Here is an 11,731-nt window from a genome sequence, read left to right on the forward strand (position 1 = left end):
CACCCTCCCTCAGCCCCGAGCCCGTGGGCGGGCGGTCGCCTGCCCGCGGGTCGCCGACCCCCCAGTGACGACTCCGCAGTGCCGACTCCGCAGTGCCGACCCCGCAGTAAGGAACTCACCATGCCAGGTCATCCCCCCGGGAACGCCGCGACCGCGCCCGGCTCCCTCGCCAGCAACGCCATGGGCACCAAGGACCTCGTCTTCACGGTCCTGGCCGCGCTCGCCCCCCTGACCCTCATCGTCGCCGTCGCCCCCCTGCACTTCCTCAAGGGCGGCGCCGCCGTCCCCGGCGCCTACCTGGTCGCCGGGGTGGTCATGGCGTTGTTCGCCGTCGGTTTCATGACCATGAGCCGGTACGTGCGCAACGCGGGGGCCTTCTACGCCACCATCTCGCGCGGCCTGGGCAAGCCGGCGGGCTCCGGCGCGGCGATGCTCGCCGTCGTCGCCTACAACGCCCTGCAGATCAGCACGTACGGCGCGCTCGGCGTGTACGCCAACGAGACCTTCAAGAACTACTTCGGCCGCGACGTGCCGTGGTGGGTGTTCGCGATCGTCGGCCTGGTCTTCGTGGGGTGGCTCGGGTATCGCGGCATCCACACCAGCGCCCGGATCCTCGGGGCGCTGCTGGTGCTGGAGACGGCCGTGCTCGTCGTGCTGGCGGCCTACGTGCTGCTGAAGGGCGGCTCCGGGGAGTGGTCCGCCGCGTCGTTCGCGCCGAGCAGGGTCTTCGACCCGGGCAACAGCGCGATGTTCGCCCTGGTCGCCGGGGCGTTCATGGGCTTCGAGGCCACCGCGATCTTCAGCGAGGAGGCTCGCGGCGGCATCCGCACGGTCCGCCGGGCGACCTACATCGCGGTCGGGTTCATCGCCGTCTTCTACGCCTTCATCACCTGGGTCGTCGTGATGGCCTACGGCGTCGACAAGATCGCAGGCGCGGCCGAGGCCGACCCGGTCAACCTGGTCGTGGCGGTCTTCGACAGGTACGTGCCCGCCCCGATCACCGAGGTGATGCACATCCTGCTGCTGACCAGCGCGTTCGCCGCGCTGCTCGCGCTGCACAACGCGGCCAACCGCTACTTCTTCGCCATGGGCCGGGAGGGCCTGCTGCCCCGCGTGCTCGGCCGTACCCACCCGAAGACCAAGGCCCCCTGGGCGGCCGGCCTCGTCCAGACCGTGCTCGCGGGCCTGGCCGTCGTCGTGTTCGCGGTCCTCGGGATCGACCCCTACCTCGGGCTGCTGCTGTGGGGCAGCGCGCTCGGGTTCCTCGGGATCATCTGCCTGTGGGCGCTGTGTTCCGTGGCGATCATCCGTTTCCTGCGCCGGGAGGCGCCCCAGGCCGGGATCTTCCGCACCACCGTCGCCCCCGGGCTCAGTTTCGTCGCCCTGGCCGTGGTGCTCTTCCTCGTCCTGAGCAACCTGCCGCTGCTGACCGGAGCCGGGACCACCACCAACATCCTGATCATCGGCCTCGGCGTGGCCGGCATCGTGGCCGGCGTCACCAGGGCCCTGTACCTGCGGGCCCGCGCACCCCGGCTCTACGCCGGGCTGGCCCAGACGTCCGTCGACGAGCCGCCCGCCGGCCGGAGGGAGACAGCTGTCGGAAATGCCTGATCACGACATGTCACAGGACGGCGGCTGCCGGGGCTACTTCCCGCTCGACCTGGCCGATGTGCTCAACGCGCCCCGCTCGGTGCTCGACGACGGCGACTCCTATCCGCTCGGGCCGCGCACGCTCTACGGCCTGCCGTTCCGGTTCGGCGACGAGGGCGACGAGGGCGACGCGGACGCGGCGCTGCTGCGCGTGGGCGGCTCCGGCCCGGCGAGCGTCACCGTCGCCGTGGGCCGCAGGGTCACGTGGCTGGTGGTCGCGCACGCCCTGGAGTCCCCCGACCTGTTCGACGGGCAGCTGGCCGGTCAGCTCTGCGGCCACTACACCCTCGTCTACGACGACGGGACCACCGAGCGGCTGCCGGTGCGCCAGCGCATGGAGATCGGGCCCACGCCGCGGCTGTGGAGCGACCGGGCCATCCCGCTCGACTGGGGGCAGACCCCGTTCCTGGCCGTCCCCGACGCCCAGCATCGGCTGATGCCGCGCACCCACGGGCGTTTCGACGCCGCGGGGGCGCGGTTCGTCGACATCGACGACCCGCAGGCGCGGTCGCCGTACGTCCTGCCGTACCGGTTCTACCTGTGGCCCTGCCGCAACCCCCGGCCCGAGCGGACGGTCACCGCCCTGGAGATCCACTCGGCGGGCCCGGCCATCCTCGTCGGCGCGGTGACCGTCGGCGAGCTCGACGAGGACCCCTTCGGGCGTACGGTGTGGCGCGACGTCCTGCTCGACCTCGGCCCGTCGGCGGGGCCGGTCTCGGAGGATCTGGCGGTGAGCGTCGACCGGGGGTCGGCGACCTACGTCCACCGTACGGTGGGCACCGTGGACGCGGCCGCCGGGGGCACACCGGCCTGGGGGACGCCCACAGGGGAGCACCACCAGGGCTACGTGCGCGTCGCCGCCATTCCCTCGGCCCGACTGACGCTCACCCGCGGCGAGACGGTGATCAGCGCCTGCGGATGGGGGGAACTGCTCGGCGCCGGGGAGCACAGCGACGGCGGGGTCACCTGGCGCGTCCCCGACGCCGGACGGGCCTGGGTGCGCACCACGGTCAGGGACGCGGCCACCGGCGAGCCGGTCCCGTGCCGGATCCACTTCCGCTCCGCCGACGGGGTGCCCTACCCGCCGCATGGCCATCACGGGCACATCAACTCCGACGGCAACACCTGGAACCTCGACATCGGCGGCGACGTCCGCCTGGGCACCACGACCTACTCCTACGTGGACGGCACCTGCGAGGGCTGGCTGCCGCTGGGCGAGGTCACCGTCGAGGCCGCCCGCGGGTTCGAGTACGAGCCGCTGCGCACCACGGTCACGATCGAGGAGGGCCGGACCGAGCTGGAGCTGACGCTGGCCAGGGTGACGGACCTGGCCGCCGACGGCTGGTACAGCGGCGACACCCACGTGCACTTCGTCTCGACCCTCGGCGCCGAGCTGGAGGCCCGCGGCGAGGACGTCCGGGTCACCAACCTGCTGCTCAGCCAGTGGGGGCACCTGTTCACCAACACGGAGGAGTTCACCGGCCACCCGCACACCTCCCACGACGGGCACACGCACGTGTTCGCCGGGCAGGAGAACCGCAGCGGCATGCTCGGCCACATCAACCTGCTCGGCCTGCGGCGCCCGATCATGCCGTGGTGCACCGGCGGCGCGGAGGAGGCCGAGCTCGGCGGCGGCCTGGAGACCACCCTGTCCCACTGGGCCGACGAATGCCGCGAGCAGGGCGGCACCGTCGTGCTGGCGCACTTCCCCGTGCCCAACGGCGAGGCCGCGGCCCTGCTCGCCACCGGCAGGCTCGACGCCGTCGAGATGATCGCCTACGACGACTACAACATCCGGGAGTACTACCGCTACCTCGACGCCGGCTACCGGATCACCCTGGTGGGCGGCACGGACAAGATGAGCAGCGAGGTCCCGATCGGCCTCATCCGCACCTACGCCCACGTGCCGGATGACGAGGAGTTCGACTACTGGGCGTGGTGCCGGGCCGTACGGCGGGGCGCGACCTTCGTCACCAGCGGCCCGCTGCTGTGGTTCACCGTCGACGGCCGTGAGCCGGGCCAGGAGGCGCGGGTGCCCGCGAGCGGCACGGTACGCGTCGACGCCCGCGTCCAGTCGATCTTCGACGTCGACCGGCTCGAGATCGTGGTCAACGGGCGCGTCGTCGCCGAGCGCAGGCTCGACGCCCCCGGCCGGACGCTCGAACTGACCGCGGACGTGCCCGTGACCGAGGACAGCTGGATCGCCGCGCGCTGCTACGGACCGGGCGCGGGCGTCGCCCGGCACCACGACGTGTGGGCCAGGCCGATCATGGCGCACACGTCCCCGGTCTACCTGCGTACGGGCGAGGAGTACGCCCGGTCGGACGCGGCCACGATCGACCACATGCTGAACCTCGTCGACGGCTCCCTCGCCTACATCGACGAGCGCAGCCGGCGTCTGTGGCCCGGCCGGGTGTGCCACCGGCACGGGCAGGAAGACCACCTGGCCTTCCTGCGGGCGCCGTTCCTGCAGGCCCGCGACCTGCTGCGCGAGCGCAGGGCGGCCCTCTGAGGCCGCGCCGCCGGTGCGCTCCGGTACGGCTGCCGCCCGCTTCCGCTCGACGGGCGGGCGGCAGCCGTCGTGGTCGACGCCAGAGGAGCCCGGTCAGCCGCGGCTGGTCCGCCGCCGGCGTTCACCGCAGGGTGGGCGGGGTGCCGGTGCCGATCCGGGTCGGCTTCCGCGGGTCGCGGGCGTAGTAGAGGCCGGCGATGCGCGCGTCCTCGGCCCTGATCGCCGTGACCGGTCCTCGTCCGTCGAGGCCGGCCCTGTCATCGATCTTCCTGATCGAGGTCGCCGTGCGCCTCCCGCGACAGGTCCTGCCAGTCGGCCCAGGTCTTGAGCCGGTCGGCGTAGGCCTGCTGGAGCATCGGGTAGAAGCCGAGGCCGAAAAGTACTCGCAGGGGAGGGTTGTCGGAGTCGACGATTTTGAGGAGTGCCCGGGCCGCGGCGGCGGGGTCGCCGGCGGGCTGCTTCCCCGCGAACGCGGCGAGGCGCCGGCGGAGACCGTCGTAGACCGGGTCGGGCTCGGCCACGTGGCCGTTGTCGAGGGGATCGGGGTTCTTGCCGGACCGGGTGGCGAAGCCGCCGGGCTCGATGATGGTCACCTTGACGCCGAAGTCCGCAACCTCCTGGGCGAGGGTCTCGCCCAGGGCTTCCAGGGCCCACCTGGAGGCCTGGTACGCGCCGCCGAGCGGCATCGCGATGAGCCCGGCGGCCGAGGACAGCTGGATGACGTGCCCCGCTCCCTGCTCGCGCAGGTAGGGCAGTGCGGCCTGGATCACCCACACCGCGCCGAACAGGTTGGTCTCGAACTGGTCGCGCAGGTGTTGCTCGGTCAGCTCCTCGATCGCGCCGATCTGGGCGTAGCCGGCGTTGTTCACGATGACGTCGAGGCGGCCGAAGTGCTCCTTGGCCCGCTTCACGCCCTCGAAAACGGCGGCCTTGTCGGTCACGTCCAGTTCGAGCGCGAGCACCGCGTCGCCATAGGCGGCGACCAGCTCGTCGAGGCTCCCGGTGTTCCGCGCGGTCGCGGCCACCTTGTCGCCGCGGGACAGTGCGGCCTCGACGAAGTTGCGGCCCAGGCCGCGGGACGAACCGGTGACGAACCAGACCTTGCTCATGACGTCTTTCCGTTCTCTCTGCGGTTGTCTGCTGTTTCACCCCCTAGACACACAACCCGGCATGGATCTGACAGCGGCCGGGTGTGACGTGCGTCTCTTCCGATACTCGTGGCACGACCCGCCCGCGGCTCGCGGTCGCCGCGGGCGTGCCGGGGGAGCGGGCGGGGTAGGTCGAGCAGGAGGCCGAAGGCCGGGTGCGCGGCCGTCGACGCCAGGCTGTCCGCATCCATATTCGGCAAAGTCTTGACCTCCGTTAGCAATCTGCCTAACCTCCGGACGAGAAGGCGAGCGTCTCGGCTCGCTCCCGGACGAGGAGCTCGGTCATGCCGAACCTGTCAGTCGCACCCCCCAACCGGACACAGCTCCGGCGCGCGGTGACCTCCAGCTTCCTGGGCAGCGTCATCGAGTACTACGACTTCCTGCTCTACGCCACGGCCTCGGCCGTCGTCTTCAACAAGGTCTTCTTCTCCTCGCTCGACTCGCTCGCGGCGACGGTCGCCAGCTTCGGCACGTTCGCCACGGGTTATCTGGCCAGGCCGCTCGGCGGAGTGATCTTCGGGCACTACGGCGACCGGCTGGGGCGCAAACGCATGCTCGTGCTGACGATGACCCTGATGGGTGTCGCCAGCTTCCTCATCGGCCTGCTTCCCACCTACGCGCAGATCGGCAGCCTCGCGCCCATCGCGCTGGTCGTGCTGCGGATCCTGCAGGGCGTGGCCGTCGGCGGCGAGTGGGGCGGCGCGGTGCTCATGTCCGCCGAGCACGCGACCAGCAGGCGCGGCCTGTGGGCGAGCTTCACCAACGCCGGGGCCCCCTTCGGCATGGTGCTGTCCACGGCGGCGCTCACCGGCACGGCCGCCGTCATGGACGAGCAGGCGTTCCTGAGCTGGGGCTGGCGGGTGCCGTTCCTGATCAGCTTCGTGCTGCTGGCGATCGGCCTGTTCGTCCGGCTGCGGGTCGAGGAGACGCCGGTGTTCGAGGCCGCGAGGGAGCGGGCGCCCCGGATGCCGCTGCTGGAGGTGTTCCGCGACCACCCGAAGACCCTCCTGCTCGGGGTCGGCGTCGGACTGTCGGCCTTCGTGGCCCAGGGCACCCTCACCACTTATCTCATCGCGTACGGCGTGCGCGCCGGCTTCGCCCGGCCGGCGGTGCTCAACGCGCTCACGCTCTCGTCCGCACTGGCCGTCGTGGGCATCGTCGGCTGGTCGGCGCTGTCCGACCGGGTCGGGCGCCGCCCGGTCGTGCTGGCGGGTGCGGTGCTCATGGCGGTGTTCGGCTTCGTGCTCTTCCCGATGGTGGACTCCGGCAGCACGGCCGTGCTCGCCGTCGCGCTCGTGCTCGGCCAGGCGGTCATCCACCCGCTGATGTTCGGCCCGCTCGCGGCGTTGTACACCGAGCTGTTCACCACCGGGAGCCGCTACACGGGCGCCTCGCTCGGCTACCAGATCGCCGGGCTCGGCGCCGGCCTCGCGCCGCTGCTGTTCGCCCAGCTCGACGCGACGACCGGCGGCGGGACGACGACGATCTCGGTGATCATCGCCGCGTGCTGCCTGCTGACCGTGGCCTGCGTCCTGGCGCTGCGCGAGACCAGCCGCCACGACCTGACCTCGGTCGCGCCGGTGGCGCCGTCGGGGCAGGTCGCCGACACGGCGAAACCGTCCTCCGCCTGACAAGGGGGTGCCGCCTGTGCGCAACGCAGGACTGGGGGGCTGGCCGGCGCGCCGGGCCCAGATGAGCCCGGGCCGCACCGCGTTCGTGTTCGAGGACCGGTCGTTCAGCTACGCGGAGGTCCACGAGAGGACGACGAGACTCGCGTCGCGGCTGCGCGAGGCGGGGGTGCGCGCGGGGGACCGGGTCGCCTACCTCGGTCCCAACCACGTCGCCTTCGCCGAGACCATGTTCGCCACCCACGTGCTCGGCGCGATCTTCGTACCGCTGAACTTCCGGCTGGCCGCGCCCGAGATCGCGTACATGCTGGCGGACTCGGGCGCGTCGGTCCTCGTCTACGCACCGGAGTGCGCGGCCGTGGTCCGCGAGATCCCCGGCCCGCCGCGCCCGCACACGGTCGTGGCGCTGGAGTCGCCCGCGGAGGGGGAGCGGCACTACGAGACCTGGCTGTCGCAGGGCGACCCCACGCCGATCGACGTCGCGGTGACGCTCGACGACGTCGCCCTCATCCTCTACACCTCCGGCACCACCGGACGGCCCAAGGGCGCCATGCTGACCCACGCCAACCTCGCGTGGAACTGCTTCCACATGCTGATCGGCGTGGACGTGGCGGGCACCGAGGTCACGCTGATCAGCGCGCCGCTGTTCCACGTGGCGGCCCTGAACCAGACGCTGCTGCCGACCTTCCTCAAGGGCGGCACCTCGGTCGTCATGCCGTTCTGGGACGTCGACCGGTGCTACGACCTCATCGAGAAGCACCGGGTCACCTGGATGTTCGGGGTCACCGCGATGTTCGCGGCGTTCGCGCGGTCGCCCCGCTGGCCGCACGCCGACCTGTCCTCGCTGCGCACCCTCATGTCCGGGGGAGCGGCCATCCCGGTCGCGTTGATCCGCGCCTACCAGGAGCGGGGCCTGGTCTTCTGCCAGGGCTACGGGATGACCGAGACCGCGCCGGGCGCGACGTTCCTTGAAGCGGGCGAGAGCGTGCGCAAGGTGGGCTCGGCCGGGGTGCCGGTCTTCTTCGCCGACGTGCGCGTGGTCCGGCCCGACCTCACCCCCGTCGCGCCGGGCGAGCCGGGCGAGGTGCTCGTCCGGGGGCCGAACGTGACCCCCGGCTACTGGCGGAACCCGGAGGCGACCGCCGCCGCGCTCACCGAGGACGGCTGGTTCCGCTCCGGCGACATCGCCACCCTGGACGACGAGGGCCACCTCCACGTCGTCGACCGGGTGAAGGACATGTACATCTCCGGCGGTGAGAACGTCTATCCGGCGGAGGTCGAGAACGTGCTCTTCGAGCACCCCGCCGTGGCGGAGGCCGCCGTGGTCGGGGTGCCGGACGAGCGGTGGGGCGAGGTCGGCCGCGCCTTTGTCGTGTCACGCCCCGGCGCCGCCGTCACCCCCGGCGAGCTGCGGGACTTCCTCCGTCCCCGGCTCGCGAAGTACAAGATCCCGGTCTACGTCGACGTCGTCGGCGCGCTGCCGAAGACCGGCTCCGGCAAGATCCGCAAACCCGACCTGCGCCGGCGGCCCCTGCCCGCCGGCCCCGAGGAGTGAGTTGTGATCGTCACCGAATTCGCGCGTAACCAGTGGTACGTGGCCGCCTACGGCCACGAGGTGGGCCGGCGTCAGCTCGGCCGCACCGTCCTGAACGAGCCGATCCTGCTCTGGCGCACCGAGGACGGGCGGGCCGTGGCGATGGCCGACCGCTGCGTGCACCGCCGGTTCCCCCTGTCCGAATCGCCCAGTCACCTGGTGGGCGACCGCGTCGTGTGCGGCTACCACGGCTTCACCTACGGTCCGGACGGCGTCTGCGTCGCCGTGCCCGCGCAGCAGCGGATTCCGCGCACCGCGCGGCTGCGCACCTATCCCGTGGTGGAGCAGGACTCGTTCGTCTGGGTGTGGATCGGCGACCGCGAGCCGGGTGACACGCTGCCGCCGCGCGCCCCCTGGCTGGTCTCGCCCGACTACGCCACGGTGTGCGGGATGGAGCCGCTGAACGCGCGGTACGGCCTGCTCGTGGACAACCTCCTCGACCTGTCCCACGAGACGTACCTGCACGGCGGGTACATCGGCACCCCGGAGGTGGCCGAGACGCCGATCACCACCGAGGTCGACGAGGACGCGGGGATCGTCTACGTCAGCCGCCACATGGACGACGCGGCCTGCCCGCCGTTCTACGCCGAGTCGACCGGCATCAAGGGCCGCATCACCCGCTGGCAGGACATCGAGTACCACCCGCCGTGCCTGTACCTGCTGCACAGCCGGGTCGCCCCGGTCGGGTCGCCCCCGCCCGCCGCCGACGGCACGGACCCGCACGCCTTCCACGTCGAGGTCGTGTACGCGATCACTCCGTCGACGGAGAACACCACCTACGACTTCTGGGCGGTGGCGCGCGACTTCGCGCTCGACGACGAGAAGGTCTCCGACTTCCTGCGGGACAGCAACCGCACCGTCGTGCTGCAGGACGTGACCGCGCTGAACACCCTGGAGCAGGTCCTCGCCCGGGAGCCGGACCGCTACCAGGAGCTGTCGGTGAACATCGACACCGGCGGCCTGGCCGCCCGCCGCCTGCTCGCCAGGATGGCCCAGGCCGGCGCCGTACGACCGGAGGCCGCCGCCCGATGAACGCGGACGACGCCGGGGCGCGGGCCGGCCGCACCGTCTACCGCATCCGCTGGCTGCCGGGGACGGACCGGCTGCACGCCTCCTGCTTCTGCGGGGCGGAGCAGGAGTTCGAGGACCCGGTGGTCCTCTGGGACTGGCTGCTCGGCCATCCCGAGGGCCACCGGCCCGGCCGCGCGGCGGCGCAGGACACGCCGGCCCCGGCCGCCGCGCTCGTCTGAGACACGAGGGAGTTCGACGACCATGCCCGTCACCGAACCGGAGCTCGACCTGAAGGTGGCGGGCAGGACGCCCGCCGCCGAGGGCGTCGTCCTCCTGCGTCTCGTCCGTCCCGACGGCGGCCCGCTGCCGCCGTGGACACCGGGCGCCCACGTCGACCTGCTGCTCGCCCCGGGACTGGTCAGGCAGTACTCGCTGTGCGGCGACCCCGCCGACCCCTCGGCCTTCCAGGTGGCGGTGCTCCGGGAGCCCGCCGGGCGGGGCGGCTCCGCGTACGTGCACGACCGGGTCGCGGAGGGCGACACGATCCGGGTGCGCGGTCCCCGCAACCGCTTCGGCCTCGCCGCCTCCCCCCGCTACCTGTTCGTCGCCGGCGGCATCGGCGTCACCCCGATCCTGCCCATGGTCGAGGAGGCGGCGCGGCGCGGGGCCGACTGGCGGCTGGTGTACGGCGGGCGCACCCGGGCCTCGATGGCGTTCGCCGACCGGCTGGCGCGGGACCATCCCGGCCGGGTGGAGCTGTGCCCGCAGGACGAGACCGGCCTGCTCGACCTCGACGCGCTGCTCGGCGTCCCGCGTGCGGACACCCTCGTCTACTGCTGCGGGCCCGAGCCGCTGCTCGCGGCCGCGAAGGAGCGGTGCGCCTCCTGGCCGCAGGGCGCGCTGCGGGTCGAGCGCTTCGCGCCCGCGGCCGCGGACGACGCCGGGCCTTCGGCCGCGTTCGAGGTGGAGCTGGCCCTGACCGGCACGACGCTGACCGTGCCGGAGGACCGCTCGATCCTGGAGGTGGTGGAGGAGGCCGGGGTCGCGGTGCTGTCCTCCTGCCGCGAGGGCACGTGCGGCACCTGCGAGACCGTGGTGCTCGACGGCGTTCCCGACCACCGCGACCACCTGCTCACCGAGGAGGAGCGCGCGGCCGGGGACGTGATGTTCGTCTGCGTGTCGCGGGCGCGATCTCCCCGCCTCGTCCTCGAACTCTGATGTCCTCTGAACTTCGGGGCGACCGCCTGCGCCTACGGGCCGCTCGCTGGCGCGGTGGTGCCCCGGTGGACGAGGGTGGCGGTCGGGCACCGGCGTTCGGCGACCGGCTCGCCCGCCATGAGTTCCAGCAGTGATTCGGCGACCAGCTGCCCGAACCGGTGGACGTCGAGACTCATCGTGGTGAGCGGAGGGGACGCGAGCCTGCACAGGCTGGAGTCGTCCCAGGCGATCAGGCTGAGATCGCGGGGAACGTCGTAGCCGAGCTCCCTGGCGGTGCCGAGGCTCGCGACGGCCATCAGGTCGTTGTCGTAGATGATCGCCGTCGGCGGGTCGGGCCGTTCCAGCAGCATCGCCGTGAGCTTCGCCCCCGATTCCTCCGAGTAGTCTCCCTCCACCACGACGGGCTCCACACCCGCCGAACGCATGCTGTCCACGAGGGCCTCGGTGCGGATGCGCGTGTGGATCAGAGTGTCCGGCCCGCTGACGCGTGCGATCCGGCGGTGCCCGAGTCTGCTCAGGTGGGCGACGGCGTCCCGCACGGCGCCGGCGTCGTCGGTGCGGACGGCGGGGGCGTCGCCCTCCGGCTCGCCCGCGACCACCGTCGGCAGGCCGAGCGCGCGCAGGACGGCGGGTCTGGCGTCGTCCACCGTCCGGTTCACGAGGACGACCGCGTCGACGCTGCGGTTGGCCGCCCACCGGCGGTACGCGGCGATCTCGGCCTCATGGGTGGTGACGACGTGCAGCAGCACGGACTGACCGTGCTCGGCAAGATGCTCCTCGATGCCCGCGATGAACTCCAGGAAGAACGGTTCCGCACCCAGCAGCCGGGGCGGCCGCGCCAGCACCAGGCCCACGGCTGCGGCCGCGCTTGTCTCGCGGATCATCCGCCCTGTCTCCTCCTCGGGAGGGAACGGCACCCTGGTGGTCCCAGCCCGGTTGATCAGCCTACCGAAGTGAGGGGCGCGTCCGG

The 11,731-nt window shown here is 72.5% G+C and carries 9 protein-coding genes; 7 read left to right on the forward strand and 2 right to left on the reverse strand.

The window, feature by feature from the left end:
• Positions 1 to 120: 120 nt before the first annotated feature.
• The gene (locus ACWEQG_RS33310; protein WP_452290893.1) at positions 121 to 1,611 is read left to right on the forward strand and encodes an APC family permease; all 1,491 of its coding nucleotides are present in this window, start codon (positions 121 to 123) and stop codon (positions 1,609 to 1,611) included.
• Positions 1,604 to 4,162: a CehA/McbA family metallohydrolase gene (locus ACWEQG_RS33315; RefSeq protein ID WP_452290895.1), complete on the forward strand. Its 2,559-nt coding sequence runs from the start codon at positions 1,604 to 1,606 to the stop codon at positions 4,160 to 4,162. The genes ACWEQG_RS33310 and ACWEQG_RS33315 overlap by 8 nt, the downstream gene beginning before the upstream one ends.
• A 257-nt stretch (positions 4,163 to 4,419) precedes the next feature.
• On the opposite strand, the gene ACWEQG_RS33320 is transcribed toward ACWEQG_RS33315, so the two are convergent.
• A complete protein-coding gene (locus ACWEQG_RS33320; RefSeq protein WP_452290897.1) occupies positions 4,420 to 5,271 on the reverse strand; it encodes an SDR family NAD(P)-dependent oxidoreductase in 852 nt (283 codons plus the stop codon).
• Positions 5,272 to 5,594: 323 nt separating this feature from the next.
• Here ACWEQG_RS33320 and ACWEQG_RS33325 point away from each other — a divergent pair, with 323 nt between their 5' ends.
• Genes ACWEQG_RS33325 through ACWEQG_RS33345 form a run of 5 tightly spaced genes read left to right on the forward strand, consistent with a single transcriptional unit; the run spans position 5,595 to position 10,761 of the window.
• Positions 5,595 to 6,941, forward strand: coding sequence for an MFS transporter (locus ACWEQG_RS33325; RefSeq protein ID WP_452290899.1), 1,347 nt, complete (start codon positions 5,595 to 5,597; stop codon positions 6,939 to 6,941).
• A 16-nt stretch (positions 6,942 to 6,957) separates the two neighbouring features.
• Positions 6,958 to 8,493: an acyl-CoA synthetase gene (locus ACWEQG_RS33330; RefSeq protein ID WP_452290901.1), complete on the forward strand. Its 1,536-nt coding sequence runs from the start codon at positions 6,958 to 6,960 to the stop codon at positions 8,491 to 8,493.
• A 3-nt stretch (positions 8,494 to 8,496) separates the two neighbouring features.
• Positions 8,497 to 9,564 carry an aromatic ring-hydroxylating dioxygenase subunit alpha gene (locus ACWEQG_RS33335; protein WP_363470807.1) on the forward strand — a complete coding sequence of 356 codons (1,068 nt, stop codon included), beginning with the start codon at positions 8,497 to 8,499 and terminating at the stop codon, positions 9,562 to 9,564.
• The gene (locus tag ACWEQG_RS33340; RefSeq protein ID WP_452290903.1) at positions 9,561 to 9,782 is read left to right on the forward strand and encodes a hypothetical protein; all 222 of its coding nucleotides are present in this window, start codon (positions 9,561 to 9,563) and stop codon (positions 9,780 to 9,782) included. The genes ACWEQG_RS33335 and ACWEQG_RS33340 overlap by 4 nt, the downstream gene beginning before the upstream one ends.
• A gap of 22 nt (positions 9,783 to 9,804) precedes the next feature.
• The gene (locus ACWEQG_RS33345; RefSeq protein ID WP_452290905.1) at positions 9,805 to 10,761 is read left to right on the forward strand and encodes a PDR/VanB family oxidoreductase; all 957 of its coding nucleotides are present in this window, start codon (positions 9,805 to 9,807) and stop codon (positions 10,759 to 10,761) included.
• A 32-nt stretch (positions 10,762 to 10,793) separates the two neighbouring features.
• Here the strand turns inward: ACWEQG_RS33345 and ACWEQG_RS33350 are convergent, their stop codons facing one another.
• The gene (locus tag ACWEQG_RS33350; protein ID WP_452290907.1) at positions 10,794 to 11,645 is read right to left on the reverse strand and encodes a LacI family DNA-binding transcriptional regulator; all 852 of its coding nucleotides are present in this window, start codon (positions 11,643 to 11,645) and stop codon (positions 10,794 to 10,796) included.
• Between the last annotated feature and the right edge of the window lie 86 nt (positions 11,646 to 11,731).

Source organism: Microbispora sp. NPDC004025 (genome assembly GCF_053604425.1).

What these genes read in the sequence shown, in the direction of transcription:
- ACWEQG_RS33310 (WP_452290893.1), top strand. Translation starts at nt 121, where the DNA reads ATGCCAGGTCATCCCCCCGGGAACGCCGCGACCGCGCCCGGCTCCCTC.
- ACWEQG_RS33315 (WP_452290895.1), top strand. Translation starts at nt 1,604, where the DNA reads ATGCCTGATCACGACATGTCACAGGACGGCGGCTGCCGGGGCTACTTC.
- ACWEQG_RS33320 (WP_452290897.1), bottom strand. Translation starts at nt 5,271, where the DNA reads ATGAGCAAGGTCTGGTTCGTCACCGGTTCGTCCCGCGGCCTGGGCCGC.
- ACWEQG_RS33325 (WP_452290899.1), top strand. Translation starts at nt 5,595, where the DNA reads ATGCCGAACCTGTCAGTCGCACCCCCCAACCGGACACAGCTCCGGCGC.
- ACWEQG_RS33340 (WP_452290903.1), top strand. Translation starts at nt 9,561, where the DNA reads ATGAACGCGGACGACGCCGGGGCGCGGGCCGGCCGCACCGTCTACCGC.
- ACWEQG_RS33345 (WP_452290905.1), top strand. Translation starts at nt 9,805, where the DNA reads ATGCCCGTCACCGAACCGGAGCTCGACCTGAAGGTGGCGGGCAGGACG.
- ACWEQG_RS33350 (WP_452290907.1), bottom strand. Translation starts at nt 11,645, where the DNA reads ATGATCCGCGAGACAAGCGCGGCCGCAGCCGTGGGCCTGGTGCTGGCG.